The following is a 23,705-nucleotide window of genomic DNA, read 5'->3' as shown; positions in this document are numbered from 1 at the left end:
AATCATTATCATTAAGATCTTATGGTGTTGATATTATTGAGTTATCTGTTTTTAAAAAGAGGCTCCCGCGCGAAGCGGGAGCGGGGGGATCAGGGCTTGAGCAGTTGCAGTGACTCTTCTGCTGCCTTGCCTTGAGAGAGGGTGATATCGACCCGGCGATTTGCCTGGCGATGTTCGGGGGTGTCATTGGCAAAGCGGGGTTGAGTGTCGGCAACACCCTGAGCGATGACTCGTCTGGCATCCAGCTGGGGGTTGGTCAGCATGGTCTGCACGATGGAAGAGGCCCGCAGCACCGAGAGCTCCCAGTTATTGCGATAAAGCTCCACCGGCGCCTGGGAGTTGTCGGTATGACCGGTGACCACTACCTGCCCCGGGATATTGGCCAGAATGCCTGCGATCTTGTTGACCAGCGGGATGAACTGGGGCTGCAGGAACGCCGAATCGGAGGGGAATAGCGCCTTCTCGCCGATGCGGATCACCAGTTGACTGCCGAGTTGCTCGACCTCGAGATCCTTCGATTCAATCTGGGCCTTGAGTTGCTGCTCAAGCTTCTGCTTGGTCACCTGCACCCACTCCTGCTCCTTGGTCTTGTGGGGCCAGGCTTCGGTGGCGCTCGGTTTTTCCGAGGCACCTATGGTCTCGTTGAAGGGGTCCGATGCCGCCATGGGGGCATCTTTTTCCAGTACAGTCTCTTCTTTCGGGCTGCTCGGCGTGGTCTTCGATTCCGGCTCGAGAATCCCTGTTCCCCCCTGCATCAAGGGTGAGCCGGCAGGCGGGGAGATGAGGCCGATTTTACCCAGCGACTCGATAAAGCCCTGGATAAGCACTCGGGTTTCGGACTGCTTGGCCATGGCAAAGGAGTAGAGCACCACAAACAGGGCGAACAGCAGGGTCATGAAGTCGGCATAGGAGACCAGCCAGCGTTCATGGTTCTCCGGTGCTTCAGCCTTTTTCTTTTTGGCCACCGTGACCTCCCAGATAAGGTTCGAGGGTAACTTGCAGGCGCGCTTGGGATTCGCCATCAACGATGCAGAGAATGCCGGTCAGGGTCATCTCCTTGTAGTGGCGGATCTGGTGGGCAAACCCCTTGTAGCGGTTGCCGAACGGCAAGAAGATCAGGTTGGCTGCGGATACCCCGTAGATGGTAGCGATAAAGGCCACCGCGATGGCGCCGCCCAGCTTGTCGGGGGCATCTAGCAGACCCATGGCGTGGATCAGGCCAAATACCGCCCCGACGATCCCCATGGTCGGGCAGTAGCCGCCCATGGCTTCATAGAATTTGACCGTCTGTTCGAGATCTTCCTGTTCAAATTCGATCTCGTTCTCCAGCACCTCGTGTATCTTGGTTTTCTCGTAACCATCAACCATCATCTGTACCCCTTTCTTCAGGAAGGGATCCTTGATCTCGTCGATCATCCCTTCCAGCGCCAGCATGCCGCTGCGGCGGGCGTTGCCTGCCAGGGTCTCCAGTAACTGGGCCTGTTCATGCATGTCGAGCTTGAGGGGGGAGAGCAGCCATTTGAAACGCTTCATGGTGCTGCCGACGACGGAGAAGGGGAACTGGGTCAGCGCAGCACCTATGGTACCGCCGATCACGATAAGAAATGCGGGCAGATCGAGCAGTGCGCTGGGATGACCACCCTCGATCATGTTGCCGCCAAGGATGGCGATCAACGCCAGTACCAAGCCAATCAAGCTCATTTTTTACACATCCCTGCATGTTGATAATCGCTAGTGTAGCTACTTAAGTATCAGTTTTTCAAAATGATATCCAATCGCTGAGCAATTAATGGGCGCTGGGTAACGTCCATAAAAGAAGGCGTGTTGCGGCCATAAGATGGCATTGCAATCATCTTGTTGCTCCTGTTGTGACTGGAAGGAACGCTTGTCGGGTGGGGCAATCACAAAAGCAAGGTAGGGGGTGGGGGCTGGCAATACGAAAAGCGGTGATGTTCCATCAGGGCTTTGCAAACTGGGGGGAGCGCGTGGATGATCCGCCACTGCGTGGCTCTGGCTCACTTGTCGACATAGGTGTTTGCCGGAAAGCAAAAAACCGACCCTGAGGTCGGTTTTTTTAGATTTGGCGGTGAGGGAGGGATTCGAACCCTCGATACGTTGCCGTATACACACTTTCCAGGCGTGCTCCTTCAGCCACTCGGACACCTCACCAAATTTTCGTTCGCTGCGCTGTTGCGCTGGAACGGGGCGTAATTTAGGGGAAAGGGCTGTGTGGGTCAACCTCTTTTCCCCTTATTTTTCATAATCTTTTCCGAATGCCTAACCCTTGTGCAGAATGCCGATTTTTTAAACCGGATCAGGGCTTGTCGAGGATGATCAGACTGTCCGGCAGCTCGTTTTGATCCCGGGTGGCCGGGAAGGCATCGGTCAGAATGGCACTAACGCGCTCCACGCACTCCAGAAAACCCTGTTCGATCTCCTTGTTGCGCACTCGCGCCACGAAGTCGTCGATGATCTCCTGCCACTGGCCGTTGTCGATATGCTGGGCGATGCCGTCATCCACCAGTATTTCTACATAGTGCTCGGCGGCCGAGACGAAGATCAGCACCCCGAGCCGGTCGCGGGTGCGGTGCAGCCCCTGCTCGACAAATTGCAGGCGGGCCATCAGGGCAGCCCGGTGCTGGCGAACCTTCTTCGGAATGAGCCGCATCTTGATGGGGGTCCAGTGGAACAGCAGGCTCAGCAGCAGCCAGACCGACCACTGCACCAGCAGGATTTCGTACCAGCCGAGCCAGAAGCCGAGCTGGAACACCAGCAGCGGGGTGAGCATCGCCAGCAGCGCCGCCCAGAGGGTAGGAATGTAGCGATAGCCATCGCTGGCCGGGGCCAGCACGGTGACCAGTTCAGCATCAGTCTCTAGCTCCGCTTCGCGCACCTTGGCCTGAAGCGTGTGGAAGAACTGTTTAGAAATCATGATTTGTCTCTTTACTCCTGTTACCAGCCACCGGAGGCTCCGCCGCCGCCAAAACTACCGCCGCCACCGCTGAATCCGCTGCCGGAGCGACCACCAAAGGAGCCGGCACCCAATCCACCGGCCATGTAGGTCGACCGACGTCGTCCTCCCGGCCCACCGCCACCACCGCCGCGCAGGTTGTGGAGCACGATCATCGCAATCACCACCAGAATAAACAGCCAGGGGCCGCCACCGTTGTCACTCTTTGGCTGCTCGACCGGCTGATATTCTCCGGCGATTGCCTTCATGATGCTCTGGCTGCCCGCCATGATCCCGGCCACCATATCGCCGCGCTTGAAGGCGGGCAGGATGCGGCCATGGATGATGTTGGCGGCGATGGCGTCGGGCAGTGCGCCTTCCAGCCCATATCCCACCTCGATCCGCACCTTGCGCTCATCCTGGGCGATCAGCAACAACACGCCATTGTTTTTGCCTTTCTGGCCGATCCCCCAGTGGCGACCGAGCTGGTAGCCGTACTCCTCGATAGTCTCCCCATCGAGGCTATCGACAGAGACCACCACCAGCTGGATACCACTGCGCTTTTCAAAGGCGGCCAGCTGTTGGGTCAGTTGATGGGCCTGTTTGCGGGACATCAGACTGGCTTCATCCACCACCCGTCCGCTCAGCGTCGGGAAGTCCGGTGCTGCTTGCAGGGCACTAGCCCAGAGCAGCAGACAGGGAAGAAACCAGCGCAGCATCATCTTCATTGGAAGCTGACCTTGGGCGCCTCATCGGCACCGGGTTTGGCACTGAAACTGGGTTTGGCCTCCAGATCCGAGTAGAGCAACTTGGACCAGATGACGCCGGGGAAGGTGCGGATCTCGGTATTAAACTGGCGCACCGCCTCGATATAGTCGCGGCGTGCCACCGAGATGCGGTTCTCGGTTCCTTCCAGCTGTGCCTGCAGGGCAAGGAACTGCTGATCCGCTTTCAGCTCGGGGTAGCGCTCTACCACCACCATCAGGCGAGAGAGGGCGCTGGAGAGCTGGTTCTGTGCCGCTTCAAACTCCTTGAGCTGGGCAGGATCGCTCACCTGCACGCTGCCGACCCGGGCACGGGCATCGGTGACCGCCTTTAGGGTCTCCTGCTCATGGCTGGCGTACCCCTTGACGGTGGCGACCAGATTGGGAATGAGATCGGCACGGCGCTGATACTGGTTCTCAACCTGCCCCCAGCTCGCCTTGACCTGCTCGTCCAGGGTCGGAATATTGTTCATGCCGCAGCCGGTCAGGCCGAGCAGCAGGGTCAGGGTCAACAGGCTCTGCGTGGTTCTGCGCCAGAGTGATGTGGCCATCTTGTTGTTCTCCTTTGATATTTCGAGTCGATAGTGCGCCATGGATGGTGTACGACCAAGAGTGCACCACCATACCAGCTTGGGGTCAGTTGCCACAACGCGCAGGTAGTTCGGGTCGCTTGTTGATGCCGGAGACCTTGGGCAGCTGGGGCTTGTCTTTTAGCCAGGAGGCCAGCTCTTCCCCACAGCCATTGCCGGGCGGAATGGGAGCCTGGGGTTCACAATCGGGGCTACCCACCGGGCAGCGCAGCCGCACGTGGAAGTGGCTGAAGTGGCCCACCCAGGGGCGTAGCTTGGCGACCCAGGGTTCGTTACCAGCCTGTTGGCAGACCGCGGATTTGATCACCGGATTGACGAAGATGCGGGCCACCTCGGGTTTGCTGGCCGCCAGCCGCAGCAGGGTGAGCTGCTGGGGGCCAAAGCGGCCCGGCAACATCTTGTAGCTGGGTTCGTCGATCAGCGCCCACTCCTTGGGGACATCCTGCTCCCATTTGCTGATGGGGCGGTTGGCCATACGAAACCAGATATCGGCATCGAGTCCGGTCTGGTGGCTGCGATGGCCGGAGGTAAAGGGGCCACCACGGGCCATCGCCAGATCAGCGATGTAGAGATCCGGCAGCCCGGCCATGCGGGTCTGGTTGGCCAGCGCTTGCAGATAGTGGATGAGGTCGGGGTGGCCGTAGTAGCGCAGCCGCTTGGTGCGGATCACCTGATAACCCGGCCCTTCAAGGGGCAGGGATACGCCGTTTTTCAGGCAACCGGCGGCATAACCGCCGATGGCTTCCGCTTGCAATACGGTCGCCAGCAACAGGGACGTCAGCATGTGCGTGCTCCTTGTTTTGCTTCGAGTCGGCTCAGCAATACGAACAGACTCAAACATATAAATAAATAGGCCGCGGCCACCAGCAGCCAGATCTCGTAGACCAGTCCGCTGGAGTTGGCCATCTCGGTGCCGACGAAGGTGAGCTCCTGCACCGAGATAAGGGAAACGATGGCGGTATCCTTCACCAGCGCAATGAGCTGGCCAGTGAGGGGGGGGAGCATCAGCAGCATGGCCTGCGGCAGGATCACATGGCGCAGCCGCACCCAGGGAGAGAGCCCGAGGCTCTGCGCCGCCTCCCACTGGCCACGGGGGATGGCGGCCAGCCCGGCGCGGACAATCTCGGCGACGAAGGCTGCGCTGATCATGCCAACGCAGAGGGTGCCTGAGATGAGGTTCTCCCAGCGGGCAGGTGGGCCAAACAGCGCCTCTTGCCACGGGGAGAGTGATATGGAGCCGAGCCAGCGGGAGAGGCCGCTCGAAGGCAGCAGCTGGTTGGCGATAAAGAAGTAGAAGATGAAGATAAAGACCAGCGGCGGCAGATTGCGGATCAGCTGGATAAACAGGGTCGCGGGCATCACCAGCCAGGGGCGGCGGCTGAAGGCGGCTACCCCCAGCGCAGTGCCGAGCAGCAGCGCCAGCACCATGCCGAGCAGGGCGATGCGCAAGGTGGTGAGCAGACCGCTGAAAAAGTAGGGCAACTCGCCGTGAGGGCCAGGGGTGAACAGCAGATCGAAGGCCTCATGCCAGCGCCACTGATAGGCTACTCCGATGTGCAAGCGGCTGGCCAGCCAGAGGCCAGCCAGCAGCAGGATCAGGGCAATCGCCCCATCCAGCCGGTTGATGTTCCGACATGCCCCACGGACGATGCGCCGGATGGTCTCTTTTAGAGCAATCAGCATCAGGGGTTGGCGACCTGCGCTTCCCACGCCAGCGACTTGAACCAGTAGTCATGGCGCGCCTTGAGCCAGCCATCGGCCTGACGGGCGGCGATCCACTCGTTGAACTGTTCAGCCAGGGCATCATCCCCCTTGCGCAGGGCAAACCCTTCACTCCCCTCTGCTAGCGGTTTGGCAAACGGCATAAAGAGGGCATCCGGGTGGCGCAGCGCCTCTTGCTCGGGTTTCGGGGAAGAGGAGAGGGCGCCGTGGGCGCGGCCGTTCAGCACCTCCTGAAATACCTGTGACTCGTCATCAAACTGGCGCAGGGTGGCCTTGGGGAAGTGCGCTTTGGCTACCTGTACCGGCGAGGCACCACGGCGTACCGCCAGGATCACCCCGCGCTGGTTGAAGTCCGCCACGGTTTTCTTCTCTTTGGCCATGGTGCTGGAGGCGGCCAGCTGCACCCCCGAATGGGAGTAGGCCTGGGTGAAGCGCACGCTCTTCTCCCGCTCGGGGGTGATGGTGAGGCCGCCGATGATGACGTCATATTTTTTCGCCAACAGGGAGGGGATGATGCCATCCCAGGCGGTAGGCACGAACTCTACCTGCCAGCCGTTATCTGTGGCGAGGCGACGGGCCACGTCAATCTCGAAACCGATTAGCGCCCCTTGCTTGTCGCGCATCGCCCAGGGGGCGAAGGTGGACATGCCGACCCGCAGGGTACCGCTCTGCTCGATCTGTGCCTGGGTGTCGGAGGGGGCAGTTTGTGCCAGAGCCGGTGTGAGCAGGCTTGTCAGTAGCAGGGCAGCGCCCGACAGGGTGGTCTTGAATGACAGATTCATGGTTAGCGTCCTTGTTGATCCGGATTCAGGTGACGGGCCAGCGCCCGCGAACAGGCTGACAGCGTCAGGGTTAACAGCAAATAGAGGGCAGCTACGGTAAACCACACCTCAAAGGTCAGAAACGTATCGGCAACCAGAGTACGCCCTTCGTTGGTCAGATCGAAGATGGCGATCACACTCACCAGCGCCGAATGTTTGATAAGGGAGACCAGCTCGTTGGTGAGCGGCGGCAAGGTGATGCGCACCAGCTGGGGCAGGATCACCTTGCGCAGGGTGATGGCCCGTGACAAGCCAAGCGACTGGGCTGCCTCCCACTGTCCTTTGGGAATGGCCTGTACGCCTGCACGCAGCACTTCGGCGGTGAAGGCCCCCTGATAGAGGGAGAGGCTCAACACGGCGCAGGCAAGGGGGGCCAATCCCAGCATGGGGCCCAGCAAGAAATAGAGAATATAGAGCTGCACCAGCTGGGGCGTGGTGCGCACCAGCGCCAGATAGGCGATGGCGAGCCAGGGGCCGAGCCGGGAGGGAAGCAGCCGCAGGCTAACCACGCACAGACCGACCGCCATCGTGCCCAACAGACTGAGCAGCGCCACCTGCAAAGTGACCAGCAGGCCGTTTAGCAAGGGGCCGGCATAAAAAGTTCCCTCATCCCATTCGCCGAGAAAGGGCAACACCCGTGGCCACTGCCACTCATAGCCCATCTGGCGAGCGCCGCTATAGAGCGCCCAGCCCAGTAGCGCACAGAGCATCACAGTGCCTGACAACCAGCCGAGCAGGCGGGGGCGTTTGAGCCTAGCCATGATAGCTGAGCACCTGTTCGAGGAAGGCCCGGGTACGTGGGTGACGAGGGGCGTTGAACAGTTGGGCGGGCGGGGCCGACTCGATAATCTTCCCTTCATCCATAAAGAGCACCCGATCCGCCACCTGACGGGCAAAGCCCATCTCGTGAGTGACGCAGATCAGGGTCATCCCCTCGTCAGCCAGCTCGCGGATCACATCGAGCACTTCGCGGATCATCTCGGGGTCGAGGGCGGAGGTGGGCTCGTCAAACAGCATCAGCTCGGGTTGCATGCAGAGGGAGCGGGCGATGGCAACCCGCTGCTGCTGGCCGCCGGAGAGCTGGTGAGGGTACTTGTCGGCCTGAGCCTGAATGCGCACCCGCTCGAGCAGACCGAGCGCCCGGGCTTTGGCCTCCTCAGGGCGCAACCCCAGGGTATGCACTGGCGCCACCATCAGGTTTTCCAGCACCGTCATATGGGGGAAGAGGTTGAACTGCTGAAACACCATGCCAACCCGACCTTGCAGGCGGCGCAGGTAGGAAGGGGTCACCGGCTCGCCAAACAGGAACAGCTGGCCGTCGTCGATCCCCTCCAGCCCGTTGATGGTGCGGATCAGGGTCGATTTTCCCGAGCCTGACGGGCCACAGATAACCCACTTCTCTCCACGTTCAATGGTGAGATCGATGTGATGAAGAGCCTGAAAATCGCCATAGAATTTGTCGACGCCACAAAAGCGCACACAGGGTTGCGAGCTGGTCAAGAAGTGGGTTCCACTGAGAATCATTTACGCCATGGTATTGATTTTATAGGGGGATGACAAAGAAAACCCCCTTGTCAGCATCCTGATGGCTATTCACAATGGCGCCATTTCGTGATGACAGGAGCTTTTCATGCGTATTACATCCTTGCTTGCCGGTTCGCAGGTGCAGCTGTTGATGCCGCCAGCGGTTCGCTATCGCTGCGTCATTTTTCTGCTGTTGCTGGTGAGTTGGGGCGTGGTGGCGGCCTCCTTGTGGGATGGCTGGGGCGCCATGGCGCTGCTCAACTGGGTGGGCGTGGTCTTTGGTGGCATCACCGGGATCATGGTGTCGCTGCCCCGCAGCTGGCAGCCCTGGCGCCTGGCGGAGCTGGGGTGGGATGAACAGCATATCTATCTGCTCAATGGCAACAAGGATGAGGCGCTGGCGCTGCCCCGCAACCAGCTGGTGGCGCTCGAGCGGGAGCGGCGAGTGGGCCACGACGGCCAGTGGCTCGACTTCAGCCTCGATCTGCAACTGAGTGAAGAGGAGCTGGCGGCGGCCATGGCCTTGCTGGATCTCAAGGCGGGGGAGCTGCATCTGGTGAGCCCGTCTGTCTATCGCTTCGGCTTTAAACGGGCCTGGCACGGTCGCCGGATGTTGGCGCAACGGTTGTCAGATCTGCAATCGGTCTGAGTCGACTATTTTCTCGACAATTCCCGGCAAAGCTCAGATACTGCCAGTGACTCGAATTGATCTTGTCTGCACTGTTAACCCAAGAGATCAATCACTTGACAACAGTGTGGAGAAGGCCACGGCATGAAGCCATGGCAGGTCCGGCATAGGGGTTGTGCCCTTACCGTTATGCTGGGAATTGCATAGAGAAGGCACCTTGAATCGAGAGTGGATGGCATGAAGATTTACGTAGGAAATCTGTCGTACCGGATGACGGCCGACGAACTGAAAACCCTGTTCAGCCAGTTTGGACAGGTCGACAAGGTTGATATCATCATCGACCGCGATACCGGCCAGTCAAAGGGGTTTGGTTTTATTGAAATGCCGGTCAATGGTGATGCCGAAAAGGCCATCGCTGGTCTGCATGGCACAGAAGTCGGTGGCCGTACCATCACCGTCAACCAGGCCAAACCGAAGACAGATGCTCCCCGTGGTCGCCCGCAACAGCGCCACCGCTAAGGTGCCTCGGCATTAAAAAAACGGCATGGGTTTCCCCCATGCCGTTTTTGTTTCTGGACGTTTTGCTGTTATCAGGGGACGTCGTAACCGAGCGCCGCCTTGCGGATGCGGAACCACTGCTGGCGATTGAGGACGATGGATTCGGCGGCCACGGCGGCAGCAATCCGCTCCCGTTTGCCGGAGCCAATCAATGGCAGCGGCTGGCTTGGCAGCATCATTACCCAGGCGTAGACCACCTGCTCGATAGTCTGGGCGCCCACTTCCTGACGGATCTGCTCCAGTTCGGCACGCAGCGGGGCATAGGCGTCATCGCTGAACAGTCGGCCGCCGCCGAGACATGACCAGGCCATCGGCTTGATGCCAAGTTGCTGGCACTGATCCAGGGTACCATCGAGGGTCCCTTCCTGATGAAGCGGCGAGATCTCCAGCTGGTTGGTGACCAGCGGGAAGGGGAGGCGCGATTGCAGTAGCTCGAACTGACGGGCGGTGAAGTTGGATACCCCGGCGTGCTTGATCTTGCCCGCCTGTTTCAGGGTGATAAAGGCGTCGGCCACTTCATCTGCGTTCATCAGGGGATCCGGGCGGTGGATCAGCAGCAGGTCCAGATGGTCGGTGCCGAGCTTGCGCAGCGAGGCCTCGGCGCTGGCGATGATATGGTCCTTGCCGGTGTTGTAGTGGTTGAGAGCATGCTCCGGCTTGGCGGTGAGGGCGATACCGCACTTGGTGACGATCTCCATCCGGCTGCGCAGGGAAGGCTCGAGGCGCAGGGCGTGACCAAAGGCCTCTTCGCACTGGTAGCCACCATAGATATCGGCGTGATCGATGGTGGTGACCCCCAGATCCAGATGATATTTCATCAGATCGAGCAGAGCGGCCGGAGAGAGCTGCCACTCCATCAGGCGCCAGTAACCCATGATGAGGCGAGAGAAGGTGGGGCCTTGCGGATGCAGGGCGACACGGGATACAGACATGGTTGACTCCTTGAAAAACACGATGCGAAAACGATGTGCAACATAGATGACTGCGGGCATCTTGGCCTCATGTGGCTGGCAAAGCAATAATGGGCAGTGGCATGATTCGAACTTTGGTTCTGATCGCAGAGTAGGAGAGAGTTGGATGGAAGGATTTGCCGAGCGCTTGCAGAGCCTGATCGGGGAGATGAGCGTGAGCGCCTTTGCCCGCAAGGTGGGGCTCAGTGAAGCGCTGATCCGCAAATATTTGAAGGGGGCCGAGCCTGGCCTGGCGCGGGCCAACCAGATCGCCATGGGGGCCAACTGCTCGCTGGAGTGGCTGGCAACCGGCTGCGGTTATCTCTACCGTCAGGCGGAAGTGGTAGACAGGGAGGCGCTGGCAGCGGCGCAGCTACTGCTGGGCGAGCAGCAACCCGGGGTGGGGCTGCTCGATGAGGAGGCACTGGTCACCCTGCTCGCCTATTACCAGTTTTTGCGCACCCACAAGAAAGCGGACGGTTTTCTCGACTTGGCGCTGGCGCGGGAGTTTGGTCGCCATCTGGGGGAAGCGTGATGAGGGGCATATTACCCTTTGGTCGTGTCACGGCCGGGTGATTATTCTGATACGCTCTAAGCAAGATAACTCTCCATGGAATGGGCGATGAGCTACTTGATCCTCGGAAGTGGTGCGCTGGGCTCGGCGCTGGCAAGAGAGCTGATGGCAAGGGGGGAGTCCTTCCTGCTTGCCGGGCGCACCTATCCAAAAGGGATCGAGATGGGGGCCTTCTTCCCGCTGCAAGAGGTGGACGCCATCTCGTTCGACGCCCTGTTTACCCTCTACGACACCGATCCGCTTCCCACTGTGGTGATCAACACCATCGGCCTGTTGCACGATGTCAGCTTTATGCCAGAGCGGCGGGTCGAAGAGGTGCACCCCAAGTGGCTGTGCGACAGCCTGCTGGCCAATGCCTGGCCAACACTGGCGCTGGCTGCCCGTTTCAGTCGGTTGATGGGCAATGACCATCCGCTGTGGCTCTGTGCCATCTCTGATCTGGCGGGCTCCATCACCTCCAATCTGGAGGGGGGACGTTACAGCTACCGGATGAGCAAGGCGGCCCTCGACATGGGGGTGAAAACGCTGGCCCTCGAGTGGGCGCAACGTTTCCCGCAAGCGGGGGTGGTGGCGGTGGCGCCCGGCTTGATGGACTCCCCGATGAACACCCCCTTTCTGAGCGAGTTGCCTGCGGAGCAATTGCAGGAGCCTGCCGAGGTGGCGGTGAAACTGCTCAATCTCATCAAGGGGTTATCGTTGACCCAATCGGGTCAGCTACTGGATCTCAACGGTCAGCCGCTGCCTTGGTAGATCCCGCCAGCGGGTTCTATGGACGTCTATTGGCTTCACATTCTGCTCATGCGCCCCTTGCCAAGCGAGGGGCGTATAGCTAACGTCACTCTCCTGTTTCAGGAGGGATCTCATGCGCTATATCGATTTACGAAGTGACACCGTCACCCAGCCTACTGACGCCATGCGTCAAGCAATGCTCCACGCCGAAGTCGGTGACGATGTCTATGGTGAAGATCCGGGCGTCAACGCGCTGGAGGCCTATGGGGCCAGATTGCTGGGCAAACAGGCGGCGCTGTTTGTGCCGTCCGGCACCATGTCCAATCTGTTGGCGGTGATGAGCCACTGTCAGCGCGGTGAGGGGGCCATCCTCGGCAATGCCGCTCACATCTATCGCTATGAAGCGCAGGGGAGTACCGTGCTGGGCTCCGTAGCCCTGCAACCCATGCCGATGCAGCGCGATGGCACGCTGGCATTCGATGATATCAAGGCTGCGCTGGCCCCTGATGATGCCCACTTCGTCCAGACTCGCCTGATCTGCCTTGAGAACACCCACAACGGCAAGGTGCTGCCGCTCTCCTATCTGCAGGAGATGGGGGCATTTGTTGCTGAACGTGGCTTGAAGCTCCATCTCGATGGCGCACGGCTTTTTAACGCCGCCGTGGCCAGCGAGACCCCGGTCGAGGTGATCGCAGCTCCATTTGATAGCATCTCGATTTGTCTCTCCAAGGGGTTGGGGGCACCGGTGGGTTCGCTGCTGGTGGGCAGCCACGATTTCATCGCCCGTGCGCGCCGCCTACGCAAGATGCTGGGGGGCGGCATGCGTCAGGCGGGCATTCTGGCGCAAGCCGGTCTGTTTGCCCTCGAGCAGCATGTGACCCGTCTGGCCGATGATCACCGCCGTGCCAAACGGCTGGCCGAAGGGTTGGCTGCACTGCCGGGCATCGAGCTCGACCTCTCGCTGGTGCAGAGCAACATGGTGTTCCTGCGGCTGCATGAGGGGGAATCGGCCCCTCTGCTGGCCTTTATGAAGGAGCGGGGGATCCTCTTCTCTGGTTACGGCGAGCTGCGGCTGGTGACTCATCTGCAGATCAACGATGACGATATTGAAGAGGTGATCGACGCCTTCACCGAGTATCTCGGAGCGCGTTGAGACGGCTGGTGAGGTAGAGGTTATACCGAGACCTGTTCATACCTAAATAACAGAGGGCGCCGCGGCGCCCTCTGTTATTTGCTGAAAGCTCAAGCCTGCCGCTGGCCGCTCATCAGCATGGCCTCATCGGTGGCGTCGTAGATCATCACCGCGATGTGGGTCACCTGACCGCCGAAATCGGCCAGTGGCACCAGGGTCAGGTTCTGGAACATGTGGGGGGCCGAGCCGGTAATGGGGCGGTAGTTGGAGAAACGCAGCAGATAGGGCTTCTGCTCCCAGGTGCTGAAGGCGCGGTTGTTGAGTTTGAACACCATGTTGGCCTTGCGTTCGAACCAGGCTCTGTCCACATCGGGGAAGAGCTCGAACAGTACGCCATCGCGCACGTCACTGGCCAGTCGGCCGCTGTGGCTCTCCATAAAGCCGTTCCACACCTGTACCTTGTACTCCTTGTCGAGCACTACCAGGCCTACGTCCAGGTTCTGGACTATGTTCATCAACCAATGAAATTCACGGATTTCCATAGTCACTCCTAGAGCATGTGCATGATTTTGTTGTTCATGGTGGCGATGGAATCTTCGGTAAACAGCAGCAGCAGATCACACTGCACCGCGTAATCCTGGATCCGGTAGTTGATCTCGATGGCGAGTGTGCGGCGCCAGCGACTCTTGTTGGTGTTGATTAGCTCGTTGATGGGTCTGTGCTGGCCGAGCACCACCGGGTGCCCCTGACTGAAGGGGGTGTCGAGCTGGTTGGCGTAGCCGCGCAGGAAGGCGCCGATCAGCACGTTGGCGGTATCCATCAACAGCTCCAGTTCGGCGGTGCGATCCAGCGTCCCCTGATGGTTCATCAGCTTGGCCAAATCTTTGAAGCTGGAGTCATGGAACAGGATCAGCGCTTCACCGGCGATCCCCGCTCCGATAAACCCCTGACAGACGGCGGAGAGGGTATCCGAATCCGCAGCCGCCGAGAGGGCCATGTGCAGCTCGGAGACCTCCAGCACGTTGACGTTGGGGATAGGCAGTACCACGAAGGCGTTGAGCAGACGAGCCAGCAAGTCGGCTGCCTGACCCATGGAGACGTTGGCCAGCTCCTGATAGACATCGCGGATTTCGGGGGTGATCTTGACGCCTGCATCGGCTACAACGCCGTTTGGCTGCTGCTCGGGGGCGCTTGGTTGACCGCTCGGGGCAGCACTCCAGAAACCATGCTTTTTGAGCAGGGCGAGCAGGGTTTCGGGGGCGGCGGGTTTCTTGATGAAATCGAGCGCCCCCAGCCCCATGACCCGTTGATAGGCCTCTGGCTGGATATCCCCGGAGACCACGATCACCTTGTTGCGCAGACCCTCCCGTTGGAGGGTCTCCAGCACACCGTAACCGTCCATCTCCGGCATGGTCAGATCGAGGAAGATGAGATCGCCATGACCCATCAGCACCTGTTCGATCCCTTCGAGACCATTGGCTGCGTAGTGCAAATCGACTTTCCAGTCGGCCGGGAGCGCCCGCGCCAGCTGTTTGCGGGCGAACCCGGAGTCATCACATATCAATACATTCATGGCGTTAGGCAGGCTCTGTTGGCAAGGGATGCTATAAGTGTGGCCCGCTAACGGTCAGATGCAATGGGTGAGGCTATCACCTTGTGAAAATTGGTTGTCCCACTGCCGATTGCGATAGCGTGCTGAGTATTTTTCAACAAATTCAACGAACATCTTAACACGCAACGGAGCGAACTGGTGCTGGCAACACAACATGTAGAAGGGGCGATTGCCGGTTTGCCAGTCGGTCAGTACCGGCACCAGCTGCTCGTCATGGAGGAAGCTGCTCAGATAGTGCAGCGGGGCGTTGACGATCCCCAGATGACGTCGGGCTGCGCGTACCGCGGCCTGGGTCTGGTTGACGGTCAGTTTGGCGCTGCGTTTGATGCAGACGCTCTGGCCATCCTTGTCGGTCAGCTGCCAGTGCTGGTGAGGCCAGCAGTAGATGAGATCGTGCTCTTCCAGCTGGTTGGGATGGGAGGGGGTGCCCTTCTTGGTCAAATAGAGTGGTGAGGCAAACAGGCCGTACTCGATATGGCCGAGACAGATCGCATTTGGCAGCGACTGGGGCAGCTCTCCGTTGAAGAACACCAGATCCCGATCATTGTCGAACAGGTGCTGGTGATCATTGGTCTGGGTGATATCGAACTGTACCTCGGGATAGTGCAGCCCGAATTCGGCCAGCATATCGATGAGGATGGTGTTGGAGAGTGCGATCGGTGCAGCTATCCGGATAAGCCCGGTGATGTCGGCCTCTTGACCCTGGATCTCGCTGGTGGCCTGCTCGATTTGTGCGAGTGGCGTGCAGAGACGTTCGTAGTATCTGAGGCCATCATCGGTAAGGCGGAGCTTGCGGGTAGAGCGATGTAGCAGGGAGCAACCCAGTTGCTCTTCCAGCTGGGAAATGCGTCGACTGATGGTGCCTGTTGGCATGCCCAGTGCGGCTGCAGCGTGGGAGAATCCTCCCTCTTGCACCACCTTGACGAACAGGTAGAACTCTTCGATGTGCTTCATAAACGCTGTTCTGGGTGTAACAAGGGGGCAACCATAAAAAGAGCGTTCCGGGTTGGCAAGGGTAATTCAGCGTTTAATTGATCTGGATTCGATTTCTGTTGATACCAGTTCTCCACCCGCCCGTCATCTCAGTTTCCCCGAGCTGGTGATTATTTCGGCACGATGCCAAATGGTGTTGCGGCAGTGATGTTTGCCATATTTCCTGATTTGTTCCGCTATAACCGCGGGCGAAGGCCAATATTGCAATCTGATGGAAGGAATCTGGGTTGCTCTGCGTACTCAGCCGGGGTGGTTTGCCATCCCCAGCCAATGTGATGCAGATCATATATTCTGATTTTGCTCATTGCCTGTTGAAAAATGAATTTGGGGTATATCAATTCCGCCTTAGTGAACTATTTTTGTCCGTTTTGGCGTTTTTTTGGCTGTTTATCCATCCGCTTGGTTAATTAATGGAAGCTTTGTGACAGAGAGTGATGACTATTTCCGCCATTGATTTAAATGTTAATAACAAATTTGTCGCAGCAAATATGCAATTGCTCTTTCCAAGGTCTCGAGTGGATAGCTCTTAGTGCTTGTTTTTACTGGGGAAAAAAGTTAAAAATCGACTATATGATTTGCCTGGATTAACAGGGTCCTTGGCTGAGTCCTTTGTGGTATTGCCGTACAGGCTGCCCTGTTGTTGATATCTGAAATAGTTTTGTCCGCTCTTGGCTATGTGAAAAGGGATAATGGCCGAGAGGTATTTGCACCTTGCATTCTGCAGCTAGCGGTTTGCCAGATCTGTTTTCCGGTTAACCAGTGACCATCCAGCATGAATGACCTTGACCAGATGAATACGCTTGACGAACGGTTACTGAAGACGATGGATGTTCTGCATACCCCGATCTGGGTTTATGACATCGAGCATCACCATATTTTCTGGGCAAACAGCGCCGCGCTCTCCGTGTGGGAGGCGACGTCTCTCGACGAACTCTGCTCCCGCGACTTCTCTGCCGATATGGCAACCGCCATCGATCTGCTGCTGCAGCGCTATCTGGGTGATTTTCAGCAGGGGCGCAGTTACAACGAGTGGTGGACCCTCTCCCCAAAGGGGGTCAAGAAGCAGATCTATCTGCGCCTCTCCGGTATTCAACTGGCTGGCCGGCTGATGATGATGACCGAAGCGGTGCTCGACTCCGATACCCTCTATCAGGAGTCCTCGCTGGCAACCGGCGATACCCTTGCCTGCCTGTTCGATAGCCATGGTGTGTTCGAGAGTGGCAACTATCACTTCGAAATGTGTTTCGGCCACCAGATCGCCAAGCTCTCCCAGGTTTTCTCCGGCAATGATGACAGCTTCTACCAGAAGCTCTCCCGTCTCGATGAAGTGGTGACCGAGGGGGAGTGCCGTACCCTCAAGGGGATGCGCTGGTTCCAGTATCAGTTCCGCTATATCCAGCAGGGGGCCCGCATTCTGCTCACCATGCGCGATATTACCGATCGCAAACTCGAAGAGCTGGAGCATCGCCACCTCGCCTGGCACGACTCCCTGACCGGCCTGCTCAATCGGTATGGCTTGATGAAATCCCTTGAGGCCTATTGCGGGCTGGGGGAGCGTTTCGCGCTGGTGTTCATGGATCTGGACAACTTCAAGCTGGTCAACGACAACTACGGCCACAAGGCGGGAGATCGCCTGCTGGAGCGGGTCGCCGGTCGCCTCAAACAGATTTGCCCGCGGGATGTGGAGCTGGCTCGCCTCGGTGGCGATGAATTCACAGCACTGGTGCCGCTGGGCAATCAGGGGGATCGGGCGCAAGAGGTGGCCGATCAGATGCTCTCCCAGATGACCAAGCCGCTGCAACTGAGCGGGCTGCCGGAGGTGACCATCGGCGGCAGTATCGGTATCGCCATCTATCCCGATGATGCGGATGACGGGGACAACCTTATCACCCGTGCCGACATGGCCATGTATCAGGCAAAGCAGATGGGGCGGCTGCGCTGGCAGCGTTTCACCCCCAGCATGCAACAGACCCTGCAGCGCAAGCTCAATCTCAAACAGTTTCTGGCCAAGGCCATCGGCCGTCAGGAGCTGAGCCTCTGTTACCAGCCGCAGGTCGATGCCGCCAAACGGCGTCTGATCGGTTACGAGGCACTGCTGCGCTGGTACAACCCGGTGCTCGGCCATGTCTCGCCGGTGGAGTTTATCCCGCTGGCCGAAGAGATGGGGCTGATCCGCGAGATCGGCAGCTGGGTGCTCTCCACCGCGCTGGCACAGGTAGCCAGCTGGCAGAAGCGCTTCCATCAGCGGGTGCCGGTCTCCGTCAACCTCTCCGGTTTCCAGCTCTCGTCGGCGCTGCCCGGGCAAGTTCGCCAGCAACTGGAGCTGCACGGGGTGGATGCCTCCCTGTTGACGCTGGAGCTGACCGAAACCGTGCTGATGCTCGATATGAAGGGGTGCCTCGGCATTCTCGATGATTTGAGCGAGCAGGGGATCAAGATTGCCATCGATGATTTCGGTACCGGCTACTCCTCGCTGGCCTATCTCAACCGGTTGCCGATCAACAACATCAAGCTGGATCGCTCCTTCGTGGTCGGCCTCAACTTGCCGGTGATCCGGGCGACTGCAGCCATGGCCACCAATCTGGGATTGGGGATCATGGCGGAAGGAGTGGAGGAGCCCCACGAGCTGGCCGCACTGCAGACCCAGGGGTGCCATGTGTTCCAGGGATATCTGTTCAGCAAGCCGCTGACTGTGGCGCAAGTCGAGGCGAGCGGTTTCGTGGTGGAGTGCCAGGTTGGGCGTTATCCACTGCTAGATGCCGTGATGGCAGAGTAACAAGTGTGCGTTAGGCCACAACTTGGGATTTTATTCCGCAATATTTAATCAAAATTAATCATTCTTTTGCGATCGGTCATGAGACGGATTGGCTGGAATTGCTAGCATGCGACCTCGTTTCTAGGGAAAGGAGTATCGCAATAATGAGTCATGCTGCTGTCAATGACCGTCCGGCCAGCCCTCCCAAAGGTTGGCTGAACCGTTTCCTCAATGGCGTCGAGAAAGCCGGGAACAAATTACCCGACCCCGCCATGCTGTTCCTCTACGCCTTGCTGATCGTCTGGGTCGGCTCCTGGGTGTTGTCACAATTCCAGTTTGATCTGGTCAATCCCCGTACCGGGGAGGCGGTAGTGGTCAACAACCTGCTGACCGGTGCCGGTCTGGCCGAGTTTCTCTCCACCATGGTGACCACCTTCACCGGCTTTGCCCCGCTGGGGATCGTGCTGGTGGCCATGCTGGGGGTCGGGGTGGCCGAGCAGTCCGGTTTTATCAATACCGGTCTGAAAAAGCTGCTGAAAGTGACGCCGGCCCGTTTTCTCACCCCCATGTTGATCCTGGTGGCGATCGTCAGCCACACCGCCGCAGATGCGGGTTATGTGCTGGTGATCCCCATCGGTGGCATCATCTTCCACGCTGCCGGACGCCATCCGCTGGCGGGGATCGCCGCTGCCTTTGCCGGTGTCTCCGGCGGTTTTGCCGCCAACTTCCTGCCCTCCGGCGGGGATGCGCTGCTGCAGGGTTTTACCCAGTCCGCCGCTCAGTTGCTCGATCCTGACTACATGGTCAACACCCTGTGCAACATCATCTTTACCGGTGCCTCTTCGTTGCTGATCATCTGCGTCGGCTGGTTCATCACCGAAAAGGTGGTGGAGCCGCGCCTCAAGCATGTGGCGCTCAACGAGGATCTGGAGAGTGCCGACGAGATGGGGCGCTACAGCGCGCAAGAGAGCCGGGCCTTCAACTGGGCCGGGTTTGCCATGCTGGCGGCCATCGTGCTGCTGGCGCTGGCGCTCTCCCCGAGCGATTCACCGCTGCGTGCTGCCGATGGCTCCCTGACCACCTTCGCCGCACCGGTGATGAAGTCCATTGTGCCGCTCATCTTCTTGCTCTTTATCCTGCCCGGGATTGTCTACGGCTTTGTCGCAGGCAGCTTCAAGAGTGGCAAGGATGTGATCGATGCCATGTCGGCCACCATGAACAAGATGGGCTCCTACATGGTGATGGCCTTCTTCTGCGCGCTCTTTATCAAGGCGTTTGGTGACTCCAACCTGGGCACCCTGCTGGCCCTCTCCGGTGCCGAAGTGCTCCATGCGTTGGCGCTGCCCGGTGAGGTGACTATCGTCGGGATGATCCTGCTCACCGCCAGCGTCAATCTGGTGGTGGGGTCGGCTTCGGCCAAGTGGGCGCTGATCAGTCCGATCCTGGTACCCATGCTGATGGCGGTGGGGATCTCCCCCGAGCTGACCCAGGCGGCCTATCGGGTAGGGGATTCCGCCTCCAACATCATCACCCCGCTGATGGTCTTCTTCCCGCTGGTGGTGGTCTATTGCCAGCAGTATGTGAAGAGCACCGGGATCGGTACTCTGGTCTCCATGATGCTGCCCTACTCGCTGGCCTTCCTGGTGAGCTGGACGATTTTCCTGCTGCTCTACTGGGCGCTCGGCTTCCCGCTCGGGTTGCAAGCCCCTTACGTCTATCCGGCCCCTTAAGCTGGGTGTGTGAGGGAGCCTTGGGCTCCCTCGTTTTTTTCGCTATGGTGTTACCTCATTTTGGAGGTGCCATGAATCAGACCATCGATCTTATCCTTTCCCATCGCTCCATTCGTCAGTTCACTGCCGAGCCGATCGCCCCGCAGCAGCTGGATGCCATCCTCGCCGCCGCCCAGTCCGCCTCAACCTCGAGCTTTTTGCAGGTGACCAGTATTGTGCGAGTCTGCGAGCCCGAGGCGCGTCAGCAGTTGGCCATGCTGGCAGGCAATCAACCCTATGTGGTGCAGGCGGCCGAGTTTCTGGTCTTCTGCGCCGATTACCACCGCCACACCCAGATCGTGCCCGAGGCCCAGATCGGCTATGCGGAGCAGTTGCTGATCGGAGCCATCGACGGTGCCCTGATGGCGCAAAACGCCTTGCTGGCGGCGCAGTCGCTGGGGCTGGGCGGGGTCTATATCGGCGGCATTCGCAACCATCCGGCCGAGGTGAGCGAACTGCTCGGCTTGCCCCATCAGGTGATCCCGCTGTTTGGCCTCTGCCTTGGTCATCCTGCCCAGCAGCCGGAGCAGAAACCCCGTCTGCCCAGGGGATTGGTGGTGCATCTGGAGCGCTACCAGCACGAGCTGGATCGCGACCTGCTGGCCCGGTACGATCAGCAGATCGCGGACTACTATCAAGCCCGTAGCAGCAACAACAAGCAGCAGACCTGGAGCGGCCAGATCCGCGCCATTCTGGGCAAGGAGTCCCGCCCTTTCATGCTGGGATTCCTGCAATCGCGGGGCTTTAACCTCAAGTAATGGCGCTGATGGGCGATACTATGGGGAGGTGACCGTCATGGTCATCATCCCCTGATCCTGCAATCTCTCCCTGAGACCGGGGGCACAGCTTGGTGACAAATCGTGGGCAAGGGGGGATCTGCAGGCTACCTTAAGTGGGTAAGCTGTTGTAGGATCACGCAATTGGATAGGAACAGGGGTTTGGACATCCTATGATTTTAACTTTGGTATTGCTGTCTATTGGCGCACTCCTGTTTTTGGTTATCGCCTATAACGTGGTGCAGCAATATAAGCAGAAGGCAGAGGCGGACAAGCGTCACGCCGTTGCCAGACACAAGACGGTGGCTGACGAGACCGAAGAGGTGTTGCTGAACGTCAATCTGGTGCCTTTCTCCAAGAACATGGTGTTGCTGTTGCAGCACCGGATCCTGGATGCCTATCGCGCCATCGCCCAGGTGATGCCGAACAATCAGATCAAGCAGCGTATCGTTGATGTGCAGACCCAGATCAAGAATGTGCAGGAGAACTACAGCGTGCAGGATGAGGGTCAGTTCAAGACCCCGGAGTCCGATCGTCAGGCGATCCAGATGCTGCAGCTGGTCAAGAAGATGCGGGCCGTGCTGCGGGTAGAGCACAACAAGGGCAAGATTGACCCTCAGGGGTTTGCCCAAGAAGAGCGCCGCCTTGAGCTGATGCAGCTCAAGATCAACATCTCCAATCTGGTCAAGCGGGCGATGGATGCCCGCATTCAGGGCCAATATGGTACATGCCGCCAGCTCTATACCAAGGGTCTGTCGGCCATGGCGAGCGTGGGCGACAAGGATCCCTATCTGCTGGCCCGTGAAGAAGATATGCGTCAGGGGCTCAAGGAGCTTGAAGAGCTGCAGCAGCAAAACAGCGCGCAGGATCTGCAAAACATCAAGGACAAAGAAGCCGACGAGCTCGATGTCCTGTTTCAACCCAAGAAGAAATGGTAAGCATGTCCCACCCACTCGATTCCACACTGGGGCCAATGGCCCCATTTGTTTCTCAGCTGTTGGCCGAACTGGCCGCCACTGGCGTCACAATTTCACAGCCAACGGTCGATCACCTCTGTTATCGGGCGGCTACTCTGCAGGAGTACCGCGCGCTATGTGCTGTGCTGGCTGAGGCGGGTACCTTGCTGGTGGAGGGGATGATTGGCGGGCGTCCCATCGTCACTTATCAGTTGCATCAGCCGCTGTTGGCTGGTGAGGTACAGGTACCCTGTATCGAGCTGGCTGCACCGAAACCGGGTCGCGTCCATCAGGCGGGGCTGGAACATATCGAGCTGGTGGTCACTTCACTGCAAGATCTGGTAGCGCGCTATCCCGAGCTGCCATTCAAAACCGGCAACATGCAGGATACCCGCAACCCCGACATTGGCCTGATGTTGCCCTCCGGACAGATCAAGTTTCACCTGCGCCCGCTGGCTGAGGTGATCGCCGAAGAGGTGGCGACCGACGCTGTGGTCGCGGTGCCTGCGGATTATTTCGATCAGGAGTGATCCTGCGCTCAATGCGGTGCGAGCCTGACAGGCCCTTGAATAACGCAGCAAAAGGGGTCACCGGTGTGACCCCTTTTGTTATCTGGCGGTGCTGGGTTGCGAGATCGCCATCTGCTCGTGGGTGACCCTGTTTGCGCTGAGCCCGTTACCCGTGTCGGTGGGGTTGCTGGGCGGGCAGTGGCGATTGGCTTCGCTGCTTGAGACGGCCGAGCCAGAGGCTCAAGCCCGCCGTCAGGATGAGGACCAGTTCAATTCCCATGACCAGACCGCCCAGCTCGCCTTGCTCCCAGAAGGGGTGCAGGTAAAGTCCCCCCAGACTCGCCCCCAGATAGTAGGCCACCAGATAGAGGGAGGAGGCGAGGGCCCGGTTGTGTTCGACATGATGACCCACCCAGGCACTGGCGCAGGCGTGTGCCAGGAAAAAGCCGAAGCTGGAGATCAGCAAGCCACTCAGGATACCGAGCAGGCTAGCTTGCAGCAGCCACAGACTGCCGAGGGCCATCAGGGTGATCCCGACCAGCAGCATGCGTTGTGCCCCCCAGCGGTTGGCAAAGCGGCCGCTCAGTGAGGAGGCCACCGTCCCCGAGAGATAGGTGAGAAACAGCATGCCGAGCCACTGGGTGGGCAGGGAGAAAGGGGACTTGGCCAGCAGGAAGGTGAGATAGCTGAACTGGTTCAGAAACACCATAAAGTTGAGCCCGCCGATAAGGTAAGCCCCTACCAGCAAGGGATTGGTCAAGTGTTGCTGCAAGGCGCGGGCAAATTGACCGCGAACGGGGGCGCTCGCCACAAAGCGGGTCTGGTGGGGCAGCAGCCAGAAGACCAGCGGCAGCAGTGACAGGCTGATCACTCCGATCCCCAGAAAGGTATGCTGCCAGTCGCCAAACCAGCCCGCCAACAGACCGCCGACCACCCGACCGGCAATGCCACCGAGGGAGTTGGCGGCAATATAGACCCCCACCGCCGAGAGCAGCGCCCGTTTGCTGAACTCTTCCCCCATATAGGCAATCGCGGTCGCGGGCAGTCCTGCCAGCAGCGCGCCCTGCAGGATGCGCAGCAACAGCAGGGAACCAAACTGCTCAACCAGCGGGATCAACAGTGAGAGCAGGATCGCCAGGGTGAGGGTACCCAGCATGACCTGCCGACGGCCATGGCGATCCGCCAGTCTGGCGCAGATCAGCAGGGAGGAGGCGAGGCCAGCAGTGCATCCTGCCAGGGTCCAGCTGGCCGAGAGGGAGTTGACCGAGAAGACCTCGGCGATCAGGGGTAACAGGGGATGGGTCTGGTAGAGGTTAAGAAACACCAGAAAGGAGCCCAGGCTGAGGGCCAGGGTTGCACGTATCCACTCGCGACTTCCAACTTCAATCATTGC

The 23,705-nt window shown here is 59.2% G+C and carries 25 protein-coding genes and 1 tRNA gene; 10 read left to right on the top strand and 16 right to left on the bottom strand.

Annotation, left to right across the window (positions count from 1 at the left end; translation table 11 throughout):
- Nucleotides 1–89: 89 nt before the first annotated feature.
- The 11 genes from AB5Z02_RS20490 to AB5Z02_RS20440 form a co-directional block, all read right to left on the bottom strand.
- Nucleotides 90–965: a flagellar motor protein MotB gene (locus tag AB5Z02_RS20490; protein WP_106844513.1), complete on the bottom strand. Its 876-nt coding sequence runs from the start codon at nucleotides 963–965 to the stop codon at nucleotides 90–92.
- Nucleotides 943–1,701, bottom strand: a complete 759-nt coding sequence (locus AB5Z02_RS20485) for a flagellar motor protein (protein WP_042056089.1) — start codon at nucleotides 1,699–1,701, stop codon at nucleotides 943–945. Before AB5Z02_RS20485 ends, AB5Z02_RS20490 begins: the two co-directional genes overlap by 23 nt.
- Nucleotides 1,702–2,081: 380 nt before the next feature.
- Nucleotides 2,082–2,169 (bottom strand) — tRNA-Ser (locus AB5Z02_RS20480).
- A gap of 145 nt (nucleotides 2,170–2,314) precedes the next feature.
- Nucleotides 2,315–2,932: a TPM domain-containing protein gene (locus AB5Z02_RS20475; RefSeq protein WP_005337196.1), complete on the bottom strand. Its 618-nt coding sequence runs from the start codon at nucleotides 2,930–2,932 to the stop codon at nucleotides 2,315–2,317.
- A 20-nt stretch (nucleotides 2,933–2,952) separates the two neighbouring features.
- Entirely contained in the window at nucleotides 2,953–3,678 is a 726-nt protein-coding gene (locus tag AB5Z02_RS20470; protein WP_368216857.1) for a YgcG family protein, read from the bottom strand.
- Nucleotides 3,675–4,265, bottom strand: a complete 591-nt coding sequence (locus AB5Z02_RS20465) for a LemA family protein (protein ID WP_005346564.1) — start codon at nucleotides 4,263–4,265, stop codon at nucleotides 3,675–3,677. Before AB5Z02_RS20465 ends, AB5Z02_RS20470 begins: the two co-directional genes overlap by 4 nt.
- 85 nt (nucleotides 4,266–4,350) lie before the next feature.
- A complete protein-coding gene (mepA, locus tag AB5Z02_RS20460) occupies nucleotides 4,351–5,088 on the bottom strand; it encodes a penicillin-insensitive murein endopeptidase (RefSeq protein WP_368216856.1) in 738 nt (245 codons plus the stop codon).
- The gene (locus tag AB5Z02_RS20455) at nucleotides 5,082–5,987 is read right to left on the bottom strand and encodes an amino acid ABC transporter permease (protein WP_368216854.1); all 906 of its coding nucleotides are present in this window, start codon (nucleotides 5,985–5,987) and stop codon (nucleotides 5,082–5,084) included. Before AB5Z02_RS20455 ends, mepA begins: the two co-directional genes overlap by 7 nt.
- Entirely contained in the window at nucleotides 5,987–6,808 is an 822-nt protein-coding gene (locus AB5Z02_RS20450; protein WP_323893202.1) for a transporter substrate-binding domain-containing protein, read from the bottom strand. The genes AB5Z02_RS20455 and AB5Z02_RS20450 overlap by 1 nt, the downstream gene beginning before the upstream one ends.
- A gap of 2 nt (nucleotides 6,809–6,810) precedes the next feature.
- Complete coding sequence (locus tag AB5Z02_RS20445) at nucleotides 6,811–7,608, bottom strand: amino acid ABC transporter permease (RefSeq protein ID WP_368216852.1); 798 nt, start codon at nucleotides 7,606–7,608, stop codon at nucleotides 6,811–6,813.
- A complete protein-coding gene (locus AB5Z02_RS20440) occupies nucleotides 7,601–8,371 on the bottom strand; it encodes an amino acid ABC transporter ATP-binding protein (RefSeq protein WP_231721306.1) in 771 nt (256 codons plus the stop codon). Before AB5Z02_RS20440 ends, AB5Z02_RS20445 begins: the two co-directional genes overlap by 8 nt.
- Nucleotides 8,372–8,477: 106 nt before the next feature.
- Here AB5Z02_RS20440 and AB5Z02_RS20435 point away from each other — a divergent pair, with 106 nt between their 5' ends.
- Together AB5Z02_RS20435 and AB5Z02_RS20430 are read left to right on the top strand one after the other, a co-directional pair.
- Complete coding sequence (locus AB5Z02_RS20435) at nucleotides 8,478–9,020, top strand: hypothetical protein (RefSeq protein WP_231721307.1); 543 nt, start codon at nucleotides 8,478–8,480, stop codon at nucleotides 9,018–9,020.
- 216 nt (nucleotides 9,021–9,236) lie between these two features.
- The gene (locus AB5Z02_RS20430; RefSeq protein ID WP_005337180.1) at nucleotides 9,237–9,518 is read left to right on the top strand and encodes an RNA-binding protein; all 282 of its coding nucleotides are present in this window, start codon (nucleotides 9,237–9,239) and stop codon (nucleotides 9,516–9,518) included.
- A 71-nt stretch (nucleotides 9,519–9,589) separates the two neighbouring features.
- Here AB5Z02_RS20430 and AB5Z02_RS20425 read toward each other — a convergent pair whose 3' ends face one another.
- A complete protein-coding gene (locus AB5Z02_RS20425) occupies nucleotides 9,590–10,489 on the bottom strand; it encodes an aldo/keto reductase family oxidoreductase (RefSeq protein ID WP_069555747.1) in 900 nt (299 codons plus the stop codon).
- 145 nt (nucleotides 10,490–10,634) lie between these two features.
- Between AB5Z02_RS20425 and AB5Z02_RS20420 the strand changes: the two genes are divergently transcribed.
- The 3 genes from AB5Z02_RS20420 (at nucleotide 10,635) to ltaE (ending at nucleotide 12,963) form a co-directional block, all read left to right on the top strand.
- Nucleotides 10,635–11,042 (top strand): helix-turn-helix transcriptional regulator, encoded by a 408-nt coding sequence (locus AB5Z02_RS20420; RefSeq protein ID WP_123172888.1) that lies wholly within the window; start codon nucleotides 10,635–10,637, stop codon nucleotides 11,040–11,042.
- An 87-nt stretch (nucleotides 11,043–11,129) separates the two neighbouring features.
- Nucleotides 11,130–11,831, top strand: coding sequence for a short-chain dehydrogenase (locus tag AB5Z02_RS20415; protein ID WP_113740683.1), 702 nt, complete (start codon nucleotides 11,130–11,132; stop codon nucleotides 11,829–11,831).
- 112 nt (nucleotides 11,832–11,943) lie between these two features.
- Nucleotides 11,944–12,963 (top strand): low-specificity L-threonine aldolase, encoded by a 1,020-nt coding sequence (gene ltaE, locus AB5Z02_RS20410; RefSeq protein WP_231721309.1) that lies wholly within the window; start codon nucleotides 11,944–11,946, stop codon nucleotides 12,961–12,963.
- Nucleotides 12,964–13,052: 89 nt separating this feature from the next.
- Here ltaE and AB5Z02_RS20405 read toward each other — a convergent pair whose 3' ends face one another.
- The 3 genes from AB5Z02_RS20405 to AB5Z02_RS20395 are packed head-to-tail and all read right to left on the bottom strand — an operon-like array spanning nucleotide 13,053 to nucleotide 15,508.
- Entirely contained in the window at nucleotides 13,053–13,484 is a 432-nt protein-coding gene (locus AB5Z02_RS20405; RefSeq protein ID WP_005337175.1) for a PAS domain-containing protein, read from the bottom strand.
- 8 nt (nucleotides 13,485–13,492) lie between these two features.
- Nucleotides 13,493–14,515: a response regulator gene (locus AB5Z02_RS20400; RefSeq protein ID WP_124929698.1), complete on the bottom strand. Its 1,023-nt coding sequence runs from the start codon at nucleotides 14,513–14,515 to the stop codon at nucleotides 13,493–13,495.
- A 54-nt stretch (nucleotides 14,516–14,569) separates the two neighbouring features.
- On the bottom strand, nucleotides 14,570–15,508 hold the full coding sequence (locus AB5Z02_RS20395) for a LysR family transcriptional regulator (RefSeq protein ID WP_005337171.1): 939 nt from the start codon (nucleotides 15,506–15,508) through the stop codon (nucleotides 14,570–14,572).
- An 862-nt stretch (nucleotides 15,509–16,370) separates the two neighbouring features.
- Here AB5Z02_RS20395 and AB5Z02_RS20390 point away from each other — a divergent pair.
- From AB5Z02_RS20390 to AB5Z02_RS20370, 5 genes are all read left to right on the top strand, one after another.
- Complete coding sequence (locus AB5Z02_RS20390; RefSeq protein ID WP_013723827.1) at nucleotides 16,371–18,323, top strand: bifunctional diguanylate cyclase/phosphodiesterase; 1,953 nt, start codon at nucleotides 16,371–16,373, stop codon at nucleotides 18,321–18,323.
- A 143-nt stretch (nucleotides 18,324–18,466) separates the two neighbouring features.
- Nucleotides 18,467–20,032: an AbgT family transporter gene (locus tag AB5Z02_RS20385; RefSeq protein WP_005351146.1), complete on the top strand. Its 1,566-nt coding sequence runs from the start codon at nucleotides 18,467–18,469 to the stop codon at nucleotides 20,030–20,032.
- Between the two features lie 71 nt (nucleotides 20,033–20,103).
- Complete coding sequence (nfsA, locus tag AB5Z02_RS20380) at nucleotides 20,104–20,829, top strand: oxygen-insensitive NADPH nitroreductase (protein WP_368216849.1); 726 nt, start codon at nucleotides 20,104–20,106, stop codon at nucleotides 20,827–20,829.
- Nucleotides 20,830–21,020: 191 nt separating this feature from the next.
- Nucleotides 21,021–21,785 carry a hypothetical protein gene (locus AB5Z02_RS20375; RefSeq protein ID WP_005337161.1) on the top strand — a complete coding sequence of 255 codons (765 nt, stop codon included), beginning with the start codon at nucleotides 21,021–21,023 and terminating at the stop codon, nucleotides 21,783–21,785.
- A complete protein-coding gene (locus tag AB5Z02_RS20370; RefSeq protein ID WP_368216847.1) occupies nucleotides 21,779–22,333 on the top strand; it encodes a VOC family protein in 555 nt (184 codons plus the stop codon). The genes AB5Z02_RS20375 and AB5Z02_RS20370 overlap by 7 nt, the downstream gene beginning before the upstream one ends.
- Before the next feature lie 145 nt (nucleotides 22,334–22,478).
- Here the strand turns inward: AB5Z02_RS20370 and AB5Z02_RS20365 are convergent, their stop codons facing one another.
- Complete coding sequence (locus AB5Z02_RS20365; protein WP_368216845.1) at nucleotides 22,479–23,702, bottom strand: MFS transporter; 1,224 nt, start codon at nucleotides 23,700–23,702, stop codon at nucleotides 22,479–22,481.
- Nucleotides 23,703–23,705 lie beyond the last annotated feature (3 nt).

Origin of the sequence: Aeromonas sp. R2-3, assembly GCF_040908375.1 — a bacterium.
GTDB lineage: Bacteria > Pseudomonadota > Gammaproteobacteria > Enterobacterales > Aeromonadaceae > Aeromonas > Aeromonas veronii.
This window is presented reverse-complemented; position numbering and strand designations above follow the sequence as displayed.